Source organism: Mucilaginibacter sp. SG564, from assembly GCF_013149275.1.
Classification (GTDB): domain Bacteria; phylum Bacteroidota; class Bacteroidia; order Sphingobacteriales; family Sphingobacteriaceae; genus Mucilaginibacter.
This window is the reverse complement of the sequence record NZ_JABGNA010000009.1, coordinates 194874-210992: the sequence shown is the minus strand read 5'-3', so window position 1 is coordinate 210992 and position 16119 is coordinate 194874. Positions and strand designations below refer to the sequence as shown.

The 16119-nt window shown below is 44.0% G+C and carries 15 protein-coding genes; 5 read left to right on the top strand and 10 right to left on the bottom strand.

The window, feature by feature from the left end:
* Positions 1-509: 509 nt before the first annotated feature.
* The 3 genes from FHW89_RS21475 to FHW89_RS21465 all read left to right on the top strand — a co-directional run bounded on the left by FHW89_RS21475 (position 510) and on the right by FHW89_RS21465 (position 4091).
* Entirely contained in the window at positions 510-1547 is a 1038-nt protein-coding gene (locus FHW89_RS21475) for a fatty acid desaturase (protein ID WP_172337103.1), read from the top strand.
* Positions 1548-1972: 425 nt separating this feature from the next.
* Positions 1973-2803 carry a sterol desaturase family protein gene (locus tag FHW89_RS21470; protein WP_172337102.1) on the top strand — a complete coding sequence of 277 codons (831 nt, stop codon included), beginning with the start codon at positions 1973-1975 and terminating at the stop codon, positions 2801-2803.
* A gap of 385 nt (positions 2804-3188) precedes the next feature.
* Entirely contained in the window at positions 3189-4091 is a 903-nt protein-coding gene (locus tag FHW89_RS21465; RefSeq protein ID WP_172337101.1) for a hypothetical protein, read from the top strand.
* Positions 4092-4559: 468 nt separating this feature from the next.
* Here FHW89_RS21465 and FHW89_RS21460 read toward each other — a convergent pair whose 3' ends face one another.
* A complete protein-coding gene (locus FHW89_RS21460) occupies positions 4560-6776 on the bottom strand; it encodes a putative Ig domain-containing protein (protein WP_172337100.1) in 2217 nt (738 codons plus the stop codon).
* A gap of 203 nt (positions 6777-6979) precedes the next feature.
* On the opposite strand from FHW89_RS21460, the gene FHW89_RS21455 reads away from it, so the two are divergent.
* Complete coding sequence (locus FHW89_RS21455) at positions 6980-7336, top strand: hypothetical protein (protein WP_172337099.1); 357 nt, start codon at positions 6980-6982, stop codon at positions 7334-7336.
* 250 nt (positions 7337-7586) lie between these two features.
* Here the strand turns inward: FHW89_RS21455 and FHW89_RS21450 are convergent, their stop codons facing one another.
* From FHW89_RS21450 to FHW89_RS21425, 6 genes are all read right to left on the bottom strand, one after another.
* On the bottom strand, positions 7587-7790 hold the full coding sequence (locus FHW89_RS21450; RefSeq protein WP_172337098.1) for a heavy metal-binding domain-containing protein: 204 nt from the start codon (positions 7788-7790) through the stop codon (positions 7587-7589).
* Positions 7791-7792: 2 nt separating this feature from the next.
* Complete coding sequence (locus FHW89_RS21445; protein WP_172337097.1) at positions 7793-9244, bottom strand: PepSY domain-containing protein; 1452 nt, start codon at positions 9242-9244, stop codon at positions 7793-7795.
* A gap of 2 nt (positions 9245-9246) precedes the next feature.
* Positions 9247-11598 (bottom strand): TonB-dependent receptor, encoded by a 2352-nt coding sequence (locus tag FHW89_RS21440; protein WP_172337096.1) that lies wholly within the window; start codon positions 11596-11598, stop codon positions 9247-9249.
* Positions 11599-11918: 320 nt separating this feature from the next.
* Complete coding sequence (locus FHW89_RS21435) at positions 11919-12290, bottom strand: hypothetical protein (RefSeq protein WP_172337095.1); 372 nt, start codon at positions 12288-12290, stop codon at positions 11919-11921.
* Positions 12291-12348: 58 nt separating this feature from the next.
* Positions 12349-12705: a glycoside hydrolase gene (locus FHW89_RS21430; RefSeq protein ID WP_172337094.1), complete on the bottom strand. Its 357-nt coding sequence runs from the start codon at positions 12703-12705 to the stop codon at positions 12349-12351.
* A 138-nt stretch (positions 12706-12843) separates the two neighbouring features.
* Positions 12844-13209: a glycoside hydrolase gene (locus FHW89_RS21425; protein WP_172337093.1), complete on the bottom strand. Its 366-nt coding sequence runs from the start codon at positions 13207-13209 to the stop codon at positions 12844-12846.
* Positions 13210-13390: 181 nt separating this feature from the next.
* On the opposite strand from FHW89_RS21425, the gene FHW89_RS21420 reads away from it, so the two are divergent.
* A complete protein-coding gene (locus FHW89_RS21420; protein WP_172337092.1) occupies positions 13391-13690 on the top strand; it encodes a hypothetical protein in 300 nt (99 codons plus the stop codon).
* Positions 13691-13693: 3 nt separating this feature from the next.
* Here FHW89_RS21420 and FHW89_RS21415 read toward each other — a convergent pair whose 3' ends face one another.
* The 3 genes from FHW89_RS21415 to budA form a co-directional block, all read right to left on the bottom strand.
* On the bottom strand, positions 13694-14932 hold the full coding sequence (locus tag FHW89_RS21415; protein WP_172337091.1) for a DUF3179 domain-containing (seleno)protein: 1239 nt from the start codon (positions 14930-14932) through the stop codon (positions 13694-13696).
* Positions 14932-15063 carry a hypothetical protein gene (locus FHW89_RS29010; protein ID WP_256367810.1) on the bottom strand — a complete coding sequence of 44 codons (132 nt, stop codon included), beginning with the start codon at positions 15061-15063 and terminating at the stop codon, positions 14932-14934. Before FHW89_RS29010 ends, FHW89_RS21415 begins: the two co-directional genes overlap by 1 nt.
* 153 nt (positions 15064-15216) lie before the next feature.
* Positions 15217-16023 (bottom strand): acetolactate decarboxylase, encoded by an 807-nt coding sequence (gene budA / locus FHW89_RS21410; protein ID WP_172337090.1) that lies wholly within the window; start codon positions 16021-16023, stop codon positions 15217-15219.
* Positions 16024-16119: the final 96 nt, after the last annotated feature.

Here is a 16119-nt window from a genome sequence, read left to right as displayed (position 1 = left end):
TATAGAATATCCAGTGCCGGTATGCAAACTTCCGGATCAAAACTGTAGCAAATCTGGTGAATACAGAATGTCTACAAATTGATGCTGTAGCTTGGCCAATAATTGGCGATAATTAATAAAATACCATCTAACCAGAATAAGGGTAAAAACCAATGAAAGTGTTGTAAATAAAAATAAACAACAATTTAATTCAATATCATGAAAAATTTCTGCACTTTCGGGAACGCTTATTATAGATCTGATCACAGCAATAACACCAATAAAATAATCCCTACAGGTGTTGATGTAAAATTTATAGCCTGAGTTATCTACCTGAATTTTTGCGGGGGCCGGTTTACATCCCGTTTGAAGTTTAACATGCTTAAAGCATTGGTGTTCAGGTATCGGCAAAGTAAATTTTATATAAAATATTCATGAAATGTTTATGAAGTTTGATCTTTAACGAAAATTTTTTACAAAAAAATGATACTTTAAACACGTTTTCATTATATTTAGCGTTTATAAACTATATGATTAAAAAAACTGATTTTGTTTACTCCCAGGAGTCTGAACCTCATCGTATTCGTACAAAAAAAATCCTAAAGCAATTTCCGGAGCTACGTAAACTGATTGGCAAGAACCCAAAAACCATATGGGCTATCATTGGTCTGGTGGTATTTCAGGTAGTTTTAGCCTGGTTTGTTCGTGACCAATCCTGGTGGATCATTTTTGGGGCAGCTTATTTATTAGGTGCTTTTGCCGATCATGCCTTGTTTGTAATGATACACGAATGCACCCATCAGCTGTTATTTAAAAACCGTAATGCTAATCGCTGGGCCTCTATGTTTGCCAATTTACCGCAAATATTGCCAAGCGCTATATCGTTCGAAAAATACCATATTAAACACCACTCTTTTCAGGGTGTACATGAGCTTGATGCCGATTTGCCCAACAAATGGGAAGCAAAACTGATCAGCAATTCTTTTTTTGGTAAAGCCATGTGGTTACTATTCTTCCCGGTTTTCCAACTTTTCCGTTTATCAAGATTAAGAGAAATACACCCGTTTGATGGCTGGATACTGACCAACTTTGTACTACAGGTGGTGTTTACTACCGCCATATGGTATTTTATGGGCTGGCCGGCAGTTGCTTTCTTATTGTTAAGCTTTTCTTTCTCGGTTGGTTTACATCCACTGGGCGCCCGCTGGATACAGGAGCATTACCTTACTCACACCGAAGAACAGGAAACCTACAGCTATTATGGCAATTTTAACGTGGTAGCTTTCAATGTGGGGTTCCATAACGAACATCATGACTTTCCGTCAATTCCATGGAATAAATTACCAGAGATCAAAAAAACAGCACCTGAGTATTATGATACCCTGCACTATCATACTTCATGGACAAAATTATTTTTCCGTTTCCTGTTTGATCGCGAGATATCCTTATTTAACCGTATCCTGCGTAAAGAACGCGGCAAGGTTGCGTTAACCGATATATCCAAACCGGATATCGACATGACCCGCGCCGAAGCTGTAAAACCTAAGCTTGAACCAAGCCAGGTATAAATTATAAAAGCATTTGAAAAGGCCCTTTTAAGGGCCTTTTTTTGTTGCATAACATTTCCCCTCTTGAGAGGGGGCGCGCAGACTTGTGCAGTGGCAGGGTGTGTTTATGAAGCAGAGAACACACCCCTCCACCCCTCTCAAGAGGGGAATCGCGCCATCCTTCGCTCTTTTTCCGTATTCCCAACACCTGTAGTGCAAACGAGCGCAAACCTGAGAAGGGGTTTATGCTATCATCATAGAAAAAGCTTCCTCCCCCCAAGGGAGGAAATCACACATTTCCCAGGCATTTTACCTTCCTATTATCTCCATGAGAGATACTCAAATCCCCTTCCCAAAAATGAACAAATGATGAAGACAAAAAGATCAAATATCTGATTGATGCTAAATTAACTTACCTTTAAATCCCTATTAATTTAATTCGATAAATGGCAGAATTGCGTTCCTTTTTCTCACATCACGAAGATCTTACCCAGGTAATTTTATATGCAGGCATCATCACGAGCTTATGGTTTGCCGAAGCAATGGTTTCATCAGAAGGCACCCTCAGCAAGTGGAAACACTCTACGGTAAACGCTTTGTTTATCTTCACCGCGTTACCCATACAACTCGCTTTAACTACCTTTGTTATCCTGATATCTAAATGGACTATAGCTCATCATTGGGGGCTCATCAATTTTATTCCGTATTATAAAAACCCCTGGGTATATTATACCAGTCTGTTTGTACTGCTTGATCTGTGCGAATATATTTACCACGTGACCATGCACAAGGTTGAAGCCCTATGGAAATTTCACCTGGTACATCACAGCGATCTGAATGTTGACGTTTCCACTACCACCCGCGAACACCCTTTTGAAACCGGTATACGCACTTGTTTCCTGATGCTGTGGGTATTTATTTGCGGCCCGGCTATTGGCGTTTTAATTTTGCGTCAAACGTTTCAATCTTTCTCCAATATCATCGCGCATACGAAATTCAGGCTACCCGAAAAAGTTAACCGCATAGTAGGTTTGGTGTTTATAACCCCCAACCTGCACCATGTGCACCACCATTATCAGTTACCCTATACCGATTGCAATTATGGTGATGTGCTGAGCATCTGGGACCGGCTTTTTGGCACTTTTGGCAAACTAAGCCAGGAGGAAACTGTATTTGGGATTGACACTCATATGAACGAGGAATTAAACGGAACTTTTGTTGGCGCGGTTAAAATGCCCTTCCAAAAGTTTGAACGGCCCACCCAGCATTTAAATTAAAACACTTGCAGTTTTAATGGTAGGGAGGGATTTATACGCGCGATGATTATCCCGTTCCATAAACCCCTTCCTCCCCTTCCCGAGGGAAGGAATCGCACAGGGCTTTGGCTTTTTGATTGGGTATTATGCTAAGCTCCGTCGAAGCATGGCGGGCAGGCCTCTGCGCTCTACCCTTCAACGGAGCTCAACGTGACATCCCTCTTTCAGCACATCATTTATCTGCTATGCATTTTCATAGGCTCTTACTTTAAGAAGCATTTCTGACAAACAGCTTATTGCCCCTAATTTATTGCTCACCAACCATTTACTTATAATCCAAGGCATTTATTTAATGCTATCTTCATAATATTTTGGTTAATTTGCGTTATTATTCGCAACAAATAAGATGTCCAGATCAAAAAAATTAAAATTAATAGCACCCTTAGTCATCCTTATTTTTGTGGGGGCCTTTGCCAAGCACAGGCTATTTGACAAGGTTGCGCAATCTGGCACGCTCCAAAGTAAACAAATGGATGAGACATCGGGTATAGCCGCCTCAACCATCAACCCCGGCATTTATTATGTACATAACGACAGTGGTGATACCAGTCGCTTTTTTGCGATAACTCCCGATGGAAAATTAAAAACCACTATTTACTTTACCGGCTCAAAGGATATACCTTTAGGTGTACGCGATTGTGAAGACATTGCAGTAGGCCCGGGACCAGCCAAAGGCAAAAGCTACGTTTATATAGGCGATATTGGCGACAATGCGGGCAGATGGCCATATATCACCATTTACCGGATCCGCGAAAAAAGATCATGGGCAACCGACAGCCTCACCCATGCCGAAGCCGAACCGCTTTATTTGAAATACCCCGATGGCCCAAAAGATGCCGAAACCCTGATGCTTGACCCGGTTGAAGAATTGCTGTGTATTGTAAGCAAAAGAAGGGATACCGTATCGGTTTATACCACACCGCTGATGTATAATGCTAAGGATACTGTTACCCTCACCAAACGTGCTCAACTGTTTTTTTCTGGCTTTAAACCTTTTAAATGGATCACCGCCGGCGACATATCCAAAGATGGCAAGCAAATTCTGCTGAAAAGCTATGAAAAGGTTTATTACTGGAAACGCGAGCCCAAAGAGCACATATGGGAAACCATGCTCAGGAAACCTGATGAACTGCATTATAAGGTTGAAAAACAAGGTGAAGCGATAGGTTTCACCCCTGATGGTAAAGCGTATTATACTACCAGCGAAGGCGTTTTTGCCCCTATTTATTATTACGAAACACCGGAGTAGGTTAAATCCCGTGCGTCATTGCGTAGCGTGACTCACCTTATACAGGAGTCGTTTAGCCGGGCGTATACCCGCTCTTGGCCGCGGGAGGGCCAGTTACTTTGTAGCCACAAAGTAACCAAAAGGCTTTCAGCAGAAATGCTTCTTTGCGCTCTTAGCCTTTGCCCCGCAAATCGGACAGAACCAGGGCTGCAATTATTTTGCCCTACTTCGTTCGCGCAACCCTACACTTCAGCAAAAACTTGCTATCCCCGCATCCGCACCGCCCTGCATTGTTCTGCCCGCTTTCGCCCGAAGCTTATCTGCTGACGGGGAAGAGAAAACAGACTGTTACCAGTTATTTGAATATAGAATTGCATAAAAAACATGTCATTGCGAGCGATAGTGTGGCAATCTCTTCGCTTGCATATTGAAGGCAATGAGATTGCTTCGTCGTCTCTCCTCGCAATGACATGATGTTTAGTCAAATAGCTATTTCTCCACCCTGATCAGCATAACACCGTGAGGCGCTACTTTGGCACTGAAATCTTTACCGGTGGTGATCACGTATTTTTGCTGCCACACATCTCTGAATTTGGTGTAGCCTTTTAAGGCAGCATCATTTTTATCCAGGCTGATGGTTTGGTACTTGTCGGACAGGTTGAACAGGCCGATGGCCTTGCCGCCATCTTTCAGTTCCTTTACCCAGATCTGGTAATCGTCTTTTTTGATATACTGGCTGGCACCTTTGCCTAAAGCGTCCTGATCAATAGCCAGTACCTCATCATTGGTAAGCAAATTCAACGTAAACCTATCCAGGTGGCCCATATCGCAACCAATTAATAATGGCGATGATAACAAGCTCCACAAACTAATGTGCGTGTACTGCTCATCATAAGTGAGCTGTGTATTATGCAGGCTCGGCCCCCATCCTACTTTACCTACTACCAGCATATCGGGATCATTAAAGTGGCCCGGCTGAGAAAATGGAGCGGCTTTATCCTGGCTAAAACCTATAGACGATAAACTGCGCCAGGTATCCTGAATATCGCCGGTGGTGCGCCAGCTATTGCCGCCTACCTCGGCACCCCACTCCCATACCTTACCCCAGCCATACTGGCAAAGGCTGTACATGATATCGCGGTTTATTTTATCCAAAGAGTTACGCATTACCTGGTACGGCTTTTTAAGCGCGGCCAGATCAGGATGCGGCTCTATTTCGGAGTAGGCACACCAGTCGTATTTCAGGTAGTCGATGCCCCAATCACCATAAGTTTGCGCATCCTGGTCTTCATGTTGCCAGCTGCCCAGAAAACCGCCGCAGGTACGCGGCCCCGGCGACGAATAGATCCCCATACGCAAGCCCAGGCTGTGTACATAATCGGTAAGTCCTTTCATATCCGGAAACTTACTATTAGCCGTTATTTTACCATCAGTCTGGCGTTGTTCGGCCTCCCAGCCGTCGTCGATATTGATATAGGCCCAACCGTGCGCGCTTAGCCTGTCGGCCATGGCTTTTGCCGAAGTGCGTACCTTTTTATCATCCACACTTAAACCCCAGGCGTTCCAGCTGTTCCAGCCCAGTGCCGGTGTTAAGCCAATTTTATCGCCAATAATAATAGTGAAGGCTTTTGTTTTGCTACCCAGCCTGTTGCTCACGGTAAAGGTTACCAGATACGTGCCCTTTTGGGCAACCGCGCCGGTGATGATGCCCGTAGCTGCATCCAGTTTCAGACCATCGGGCAGCCCCTGCGCCTTATAAATTAAAGGCTTTTGACCGGTGGCCGGTATCAGGTATAAGAAAGGGTTACCCGGGCGTGCGCCAAAAACTTCGGCACCATTTATTTTGGGTTTGGCCGATGGATACGGGGTGAGCAAGTAAGGTGTTGTTTCGGTGTGGGTTATTTCCTTGCCCGATTTTTCGTCGGTAAAATTATAGGTGATAGTGTATGATTTTTTCTCTAAACGGGCTATGTTAAACGAATAGGTAAATGGCTTGCCAAAAGTAAAGGCGGCGTCATTTGTTTTTTCGTATAAAACGGCATTGGTTTCGGGATCGGTCACTCTAAAGGCCAGCTTACCGTTGTAATCATAATGATTGGTAGTGATCAGTTTTACCGATTTGCTCAAGCTCTGATGCTCGCCATATTCAAAATCGGCTTCGGTGTTTACAGTTACATGATCCATCACATCGGCCATGCCAATGCTAAAGTTGGTACCGTAGATGCCGCCATCGCCGCCGGTATCAAAAATACGAACGGCCAAAACATTCTCCTTGTCCCACAAAATAGCCGGGTTATTGGCGGCTATAGTATACGTACGCGGACCATAAAAACCACCGGTTTTAATGTCGCCGGTTTTGCCGCCGAACCGGCCTATCAGTTTACCATTCAGGAAAACCTCGTCGTTATCATCAACACTGCCCAGGTTAATCCGCAGACTGTCTTTCAAAAATGCTTTTTCTTTTAATGATGCGGGGATTACCACATGGATGCGGTACCAGCCAAAACCATCATAACCGGGATGGCCTTCCTGCTCCCAGCTGTGGGCTACGTTAACCTCTTTCCAATGCTGATCATTATACGTTGGCGAGGCCCATTGTGTCGAATCGCCAACGGCCAGTTTCCATCCCTTGGCAAGGGATACATGCTGCGCACGGACGCTTGAGAAGCCCGCGGCAAGCAAAACAAGTAAAAGTAGTTTTCTCATTCAGGGTAATTTAACAGGTTTAACAGTTCTCTCTTTTTGAAAATTCAGGAGCAACTAAGATACAGCATTAAGCCATAAAATGTATGCTTAACAATTATTGTTTTTTTAACAATAACATAGCGTTAGGTACATTGAAATTTAACCTCCTGTTCACCATGAGTTATAATTGAGGGACTAACTTTAAGTATCGAAAAAACAACCACATGAAAAGGACATTTTTGATAACCGCCTTATTAATTTGCTGCTTTTTAGCCGGTTTCGCCGCTATCGCCGATTTTTCGGGCCTATGGACAGGTACTTTAAAAGTAGAAACCGGCGAGGTTTATCCGCTGTTGTACAACTTTAAGATCGAAGGCGATAAATTAACCGGAACAGCCAAAACCCCCAAAGGCGACCTGCCTATTGACGACGGTAAAATAACCGGCAACGATTTCAAATTCACTGTAACACTGAGCGACATGGAAATTGCCCATACCGGTAAATTTTATGATGATTCAATCGGGGTTGATATTGCCGTGGGTGATACCAAAGCGCATACAACCTTGTTGAGGAAGAAGTAGAAGAAGAGGCAAGAAATAAGAATCAAGAAATAAGACATACGAAGTTTAAAACCCCGTATGTCATGACAGCATAATGGCGACGACTCACCCCGTCGGCGCTTCGCTGGACGGCCCTCTCTTCGCCTTCGGCGGAAAGAGGGCATGGGAAATTTTTTCTTTTATTTTCATCCATTTTTAAATCCCCTCTTTCCGGCAAAACCGAAGAGAGGGTGACCAAGCGTAGCGATGGTCGGGTGAGTCGACTCAACTATTACTCCGTCGTATCCCTTTCCACCAGTTCCATGCCACATTTGGAGCAAACGCCGGGTTTGTCGAAACTCAGGTCGGGGTGCATGGTGCAGGTGTACTTGCTTTTCTTTTGATGCTTTTCTGTGGCTTTAGGGCCGTTGCTGCAAGCCGTGATGGTTCCCAATGACCATACCGCTAAACACAAAATAATGATTGATCTTTTCATGGTTATTTATTTTTTAAAAATGCGGCAAAGCCAAACAGCGATGCCACCAGCACACCCAGGGCGGCAAGCATACTCACGATGTCGCGGATATCCTTACCAGCCCAGCTCATACCAAAATACTTATGCAGGAAGATAAAGGATAAACCTTCGGCCCTGTCGATACCGGCAACTTTGGCAGCCAGCTTTGATGAGGTAGTTTCGATGTACCAATTGTCGCCGTTGGGGTAACTAACCCGGGCAACCGGCAGGCGCTTGTTGATAAAGCCGTATTCGTTATTAAACTGCTTGATCACATCTACCTTTACCCGGCCTTTATATGTTTTTAAACCCGAGGCCGCAGTGTGATAATAGGTGCTTAAAAAGCGGGCATAGTCCTCGTCGGCTAATTCGCGTTCTTTGCCGGTTTGCGTATCAAAGTAAAGCACCTCTTTTTTGTTGTCGACCACCTGGTAAAAAGTATTGCCATTAAAACTTACCAAGCCGCTTTGTTTGATGGTGCTATCGGCAATGGGTAAGTTGAGGTTGGAAACAGCTAATTGTTTACGGTTGATCACCTGCCCATAGTCAGCTTTAGCCGGTTCGTTGTGATATAGTTTTACAAACAGGTGAAAAGCCCCGCTTACCACAAAGGTGAACATCACAAAAGATACGATGAGCCCTATCTGCCGGTGAAAGCGGTGCACAAAGCGTTTGTCCTCCCTGCCTTTGGCTTTACGGTTTTGCTGTATGGTTTTGAACTTTTTCCAGAACAAACCGTAGATGGTTAGGCCACTGATAAGCGAAAACAGCATCACGCACATGATAGCCAGCAGGAACGCGTTGCGAAAAGTATCGCCGGCAATATCGGCCAGGAACTGCCAGGTGTGGAACTGTTCAAACACCCAAAGCATGGTTTTCCGGGTATGGTTATTAAAAGTGCCCATACGGTTATGGCCTGTTTCTACGTAAACATCCATGCCATCGGGGCGGTTAAAGGAAACTTTCCAAACGGGCAGCAGGTGATTGATGGGCTGGTATTGCGCGTCGAAAGTGGTTTGCAGCAGGATGCTTTTCAGGGTAGATGTAGAGTCCTGTGTAAAAAAACGGGCGAGGTATTCGGCATACTGTACGTCGCCGTTGGGCAGCAGTACACCGTCGGTAGCCGAATAGTATTGATAAACACTATCGCGCCCCTGCACCTGGTAAAAGGTACCTTTGTTAAAATGGATGAGATTAAAGTTCCGCAGCTCATGCAGGTTGTTCTTATCCATCACTTGTTGGAGCGATAATGCAGGCTGCATTTTGCTTTGCGGCAGAGGCTTAAAAACCTCTTTGGCAATGGATGGCCTGAACCAGTTTGACATAAAAGGGTGCGAAAGCCCGCTTAATGTCCAAAAGATCACCGGTACCAGGCCTATTAAGCCCAGTACACGATGCCATTTATAAAAATTACTTTTTATTGCTGATGATACCATGATCAATATTTTGAAAAAGAGTAACTGATGCCCAAAGTGTAAGTACGCGGCGGCGCGGCATTATACGTATCGCCGTATTGGTTGCTGGTTACTGTGGTTGCGTATAACTTGTTGGTTAAGTTCATCACGTTAAACCAGATACCCGCTCCTTTGATCACGCTGCTTTTGATATCATAGCCCAAACGCAGGTTATAAATATCGTAACCACTGTAAGTTTTGGTATTAGCCGGATTGGTATAGTACTGGTTAATGTGCTGCCACTCGGTAGCAATGCGGAAACCTTGCAGATACTGCGGCTTGTAGGTGAGCTCGGAGTTGGCTATCCAGGCGGGTGCGTTGTTCATACGGTTGCCGTCGTAGTTGATCACCGTGCTGGTGCCATTGCTGGTGCGTACTTCGCTGTATTCTACATAGGTATGGCGGGCATTGGTACCACTAAACCGGAAGGTCAATTCTTTCACCGGCGCCACGGTTACGGAGTACTCCACACCGCGGTGACGGGTTGCACCTGCGTTTTGGTTTTGGGTGGTATTATCGGGCAACAGCTGACTGATGATCTCGTTATGCCCTTCCATATCAAACAAACTCAATTCAAAGTATAACTTCTTGTTGAACGCCGAAAACCATCCGCCTACTTCGTAATTATCAAAAGTGGCTTGCTTCAATGGTGTTAACTGGCGCGAGCTGTACAAGTCGCCGGTTTCTGGTGGCTGAAAGCCTACGCTGTAGTTGGCGTAGAAGCCTTTGTTATGACCCAGATCATAAGTTAAACCCAGTTTTGGCGCCAGGATATTAAAATTATTGGTTTCCTGCTGTTTGTATTTGGTTTGCCCCGCCGGGATGCTGTTGGTAAAATCATAATGTACCCTGTCATAACGCAGGCCACCGACGATACGTAGTGCCTCTACTGGTTTTATTTCGTATTGCAGGTAAGCGGCCGTATTGAACAGTTTGATGTTGTAATTATCAATGTACCTGCCGGTATTGGTAAAGCCGGTGTAGTAGTTGTTCTGCACATCTTTATCAATGTTCAGGTACTGGGCATAATACGAGCTCGGACTATCATCCATATAAACACCACCAATCAAACGCGAATGCAGAAAATCAATATCCACACGGTGCTGGGCCAGCAAGCCATAGCTTTGGAATTTCTGATCGTTCACCTGTCCGTTCGAGCTTACATATTTGCCGGTATTGTCGCGTACATCAGAGATATAATAGCTGGGCAGTTGCGCGGTAGAATTATCGCGGAAAAACAGGGTTACGAAAGTGCTGTTCTTGTCATCCCACTGATGATCCAATCGTGTGCTTGCCCGGAAAGCTTTTACCCTGCGGTAGGTAAAGCGTTGGTTGGCACTATATTTACGGCTGTAAAAACGGGTGCTATCCAAACTGCCCGGTGTTTGGGTATCCAGGTAATTGTAAGCAACGGCGGTGGTTAAACGCGTGGTTGCATTAAAATCGTAAGTGGTTTTAAAATTAACCGAATACTTGTCAAAGTCGGAATAATCCTGCCAGCTGTCTTTTTGATGAGCCACATATCCGCCAACATACAAACCAAACTTGCCCTGGCTAAAACCGCCATCGGCATCAACCCGGCGATAGTGATAATTATCGCCCTGAACAGAAACATTACCTGCATAACCCGTAGGCGGCCCTTGCGTAATAAAGTTTACCGCGCCGCCAATAGAATTACTACCATACAGCGATGACGCCGGACCTTTGATCACCTCGATATCCTTAACACCCGACATATTGATCTCATACAGCGAGTTATGGTTAAAGATCCCTGTAGGGCGTATCGGCAAACCATCCTCCATATATAAATAAAGCGCGTTATAGGTAATAGGCTGACGGATGGCCATGGTATGCTGCTCGTTACCCAGGTTCACCATATAAACACCGGCTACCTTGTTCAATAACTGGTATAAGGCGGTAGCTTTGGCGTCTTTGATCTGGGTAGAATTTATTTTGCTGATAGCGATAGGCGCATCCTGCCTGGCCTGCCCTTCCCGGCTGGCGGTTACTACCACGGGTTGCAGATCCACTGTTGAAGGCTCCAGGGCGATGTCAAGGTCGTGCCCTTTCAACGTAGCCACATCCACAATGCGTGCATTATAACCTACCATAGCAAATTTAAGTTTGGTAATCCCCTGCGCATTGATGCTAAAATGGCCCTTAGCATTGGTTGTGGCCAGCTTTACGCCGGTAGCGGCATCGGCTTTACATACAGAGGCACCCACCAGCGCCTCATGCGTATTGGCATCTGTAATGGTTCCCTGCAGGATGGTTTGGCCATATGACCGGGTAAAAAATGATATAAATAGTATAGATAGAATTAGATATTTTTTCATGAATAAATCATCAGGAGCCGAAGCCCCGGTATAAAAATTAAGTATAGGACAATGGGTTTCCCGGGGGGATCTCTTTTAGTTTGTCATGCTGAACGGAGTGAAGCATCAATTGTGCGACTTGCATGGTCGTGAACAGATCCTTCGCTATGCTCAGGATGACAAATTCAATGGCTGTCATGCTGAGCCCGTCGAAGCGTCGTGGGCAGGCCTCTGCGCACGATCCTTCGACAAGCTCAGGATGACACAGGCCGCTTTTTACTATACGCAAAAGCACACAGCAAAGCCATCAATCCAAAAAATCCGGGAAAATAAAATGGGAATTATCCTAACCGGGGAGGCTGGAAGATCGTACCGACACGGTCGACCGGAAGGGTACAATCATAAGGGGTTACAATCACTTGCAACAAGCTGGAGTGAAATTTAATAACCGTTGAACTGGCTACGTAAACTTCCTGAAAGAGGCTCTTTTGCGACTGCCTTTCATCGCTTGCCTGCTTTTCCTCTGCCTGTTTTATCTTTTTCGCGAAATAACATTTACCATCGCAATGCAACCAGGGTTTATTCCGGTTTTCGCAAAGCTTGGTAGCAATGTAGTTCCTGTTCAGTTCAAAACCCGCGTAAATAAAAAATCGCGAGAAATTAACCGTGATCAGCGAAACGATGAGTAAATAGGCTGTAAAACGTTGCAGCATGATGCCGCAAAGGTAGTAGCTGCACGTTTAATAAGCAATGCCTTATAAAAAATAAGTTTTAATTACCCCGTTTCAATACCGTGTTCAGATGCTCCCCTTTATAAACAATATGCATCTGGATGGAATCCGGGTAAATTTTCCCGGTATGCGGTGCATTACCATTGGGTACAGGTACGTTGAAAGAAAAATCGCTGCCGTTGATCATACCATCGGTAATTTGCACATCTCCTTCGGGCATATGGGCTGTGCCGGTAAGCTTATCGCTATCCACCTTAAAGGTGTAGTTTAATACAAATGTGGTATTGTTGGGCAGTTTGAGCGTTCCTGTCCATTTTCCGTTGATATTTATTACCGCGGCAAAACAGATCATCACCGTAATAACCATAACGGCAGTCGCCATCATCTTTTTTTTCATAGGGATATTGCCAACAGGCATTATAGCCCTGCCGCTATGGATATACAAACTTTTGGTTAAATAGTTTAACCAAACAAAAAAACCTTACTAAAAAGTAAGGTTTTCATAGCGAGGTTTAAGTATGAAAATACTTTAATATTATTTCTTTTCTTCTGGTCTTTTTAATACCGAGTGAACTTTGGCTCCGTTGATCTCCAGGTCGATTCCTGTTGAATCGCCATAAAATTTGCCGGTATGTGGAATATCCATACCACTGGTGGTAACACTGAACGAAAAAGTGGTACCATCTGTTTTTCCATTAGCTATCTGCACATCACCTTCGGGTGTTAAAGCCGTGCCGGTTAGCTTATCGCCGTCAACTTTAAAATTATATAATAATGGATACTCGGAACCATCACCTAAAACTAATTTTCCGGCCCATTTGCCACTCAAATCGGCAATGGCTGCCATACAAACCATAAAACAACCTACTAACATCGCGGTAGTAAAAAACTTTCTTTTCATAACGTATTTTTAATTTACCTAAGATAATGTGTTTTTTGTTAAAAATCAGTTAAGTACGCGTTATTTAAACTATACAAAAGTTAAGATAAAATAGCGGTTTAAACAAGTTATTTGCCCTTTTATTTTTACATATTAACTGAATGTTATTTTGCGGCACAAATAATTGTTTAATTTTGACCCGATGAAAAAGGTGGACGTATTAAAGCTGATGGACTTGGTTGAAGACATCAAGAAATTGGATGAACTGATTGCTACCAGTCGCCAAAAAAAGACCTCAGATTTTGTACTGAACCAGTATGAAGCTAAAAAGATCAAGATGGTAGGCTCCATTATCAACGAGCTGGCCAATCCACCTATTCAATCCATAGAGAGTTACCTGCTCATTAAAAAGATCCTGAATAAATACTACCCTAACCTTCCCGAAGATGAGCTGATGAGTAACAGCGACATTGGCAAAATTGTGGCCGTTATTGAGGGCTAAGCGTTAATAGACATCAGCTATTACTTCCACTTCGCCACCTTTCCAAAACGTTGTGGTTGGATGAAAATGCTTCCATGACCGCCAGTATTCCTGGTAGGCCTGCACTTTGGCCAATCGCTGCCCTTTTTGCGTTCCGGAAATACACAAGCCATCCCAATCCCAAACCGAAGCGGTTTCCTGGTCGGTTAGCAAGCCATCATTACCCAGGTTAAAATGCAGGGTTTTACCATTGATATTTGCATTCCAGACATGATAAGTAAGATTGTCATGCTCAACACCCAATAGCAACGCCTGATGATTAAACTCATCATTAAGCAAATGTTTATTAGTTAAACGCCGCCAATCATAAGCCCGGGCTTTACCGTTGATAATTATCCCCACTACCCAGCTTTTAGGGATTAGCGCATCCTTATTTTCCAGCGTGCTATCGCGATCAATGGCCTGCACACGATCATAATTTTTTAGATCGGCATAATCATCGGCATATAATTTATCCGGCTGCATGATCAACGAGTTAGGATGTTTTTGTAACCAGGCTCCCAGGGTTGATTGCTCGTAAGGTAATTCTTTTAGTTGATGACCTTTCAATTCGCCAACGGCAGCTACGCCCGTGGCCTGGTACCACCAGGTTTTGGTGTTTTCATCTTCAATAATAGCATTATAGTGCCGGGCTCCTACCAACCTGAAATGCTGCGTGACTCCATTGATAACCGGGTCGTATACCCTGCCGGTACGGCACATGGTACAATAGGTTACCAAGACAGGTTTCCGCCCAACTTCGTCCTGTACTTTATGATGATAGCCCAGGTAAACTACCGGATAAGCCCTGGCCGCGCCATTAATCACCACCCCTATAACCAGGTAATTCAAGGGTACTTTATTGGTAAAACCGGTAGCGAATTTCACCCTGGCTGTTTCTTTAAACATGGCTTCGGCCTTATAGGCAAAATCGGTAAAATAAAAACTGATGAGGCTAAGCACCAATACCACCACCTTTATAATATTACCCCTGGCCGTATTTTTTCCATAATACCCATAATATTTGATCAGATACCCTACAATGAGCAGCGTAGCAACCACACGTAATGGGTTAACCAGTTTTTCGAGATAATAACATACGGTAATGGCATCCAGATCCTGGCTGCCTGGAAAAGGCATCAGCAGGTAAGCGTGCACCAATCCCGGTACAATCAATAAAATAACACCCAGCCAAAATATCCAAGCTCTGCTCCTACTGCTCATTACACTTCGGGGTTTAAGACAGCATAACGGTAGGGTAACAGCAAATAGTCATTGGTTTTTAATATACCGGCAAAACGGCCATAAAACAAAGCATCCGTTGACAGGTTTTCGTCTAAAAATATATATGGCATATCAATAGTAAAGTATAGGTTTTGGTTTACCCTGCTAAGTAATTTCAAACAATCAGTCTAAAATCATCCCGAATTTATTAAAAATTACTTGATAAAAAACAGCCCACACTATAATTATTTTTAGTCAAAAACCTGCCCATCAAAGCTGGTATTTTACTGCTTTTTACCGTTCTCTACGCTTTTGATCTCTTCTTTACGATCTTTTGCAAAATCAAAATGATCAAAATCGGCAGTCTGTGGTACATCCAGGGTAAAGCTATTAAGTGGTTCAATTTCAAGCGTAATATTTTCGGCTATCAAGTCAACCACATGGCCTCCAAAGGCTTTATCAGTTGATAAAAAGTGAAAGTGATAACCGGCAATGTGCGGCCCCTCCATAAACTTTGGTATCCGGAAACCGATCAGGTCGCCGTTCATATCGGCATGGTCAAAAAAGTGCTGCCTGTCCAACATCGAGGCCAGGGGCAGATACGGCTTTTCAACCGGCGGGAATGCCCTGGTTTTTACCAGTTTAAATTTACCACTGATGTGGATAGCATAAATACCATTTTGGTTGGTGAGCAAACTATCCAGGTAACTGTAAAACGCCGCTTTGTTTAATGTGCCACTATGTTTATACACTTTAACGGCATTAAAAAAACACACTACCGCGTACGGCGTTTTACCGGTATCGGGTATTTCGGTGGTTTTACCGGTAGCCTGTGTCTGGTACAAATGTCCTTTAAAAACAAGCAGTTCGCCATCGAGCCTGGCCGGCGCGCCCAAACCAAAATTACCATGCTGTTTTAATTGTTTGTATGGATAATACGAATCATACAAACCACCAATAAATGCCGAAGCTAAACCGGCACTGAACAGATCACGATCGTTCGGGTTAACTGGTTTAGCTTTTTGTTGCGCCGATGCTGTAAAGCTGAAACAAATAACAGCCAGCAAGAAATAAATAGGGGATTTTTTCATAGCTAATAATACATTGTAAATGTGGCAGCAAAACAATCGTTTTTTTAGCAGTTTGGCAAATATTATAGTATACATTATTCATAAGTCGTTGTAAAT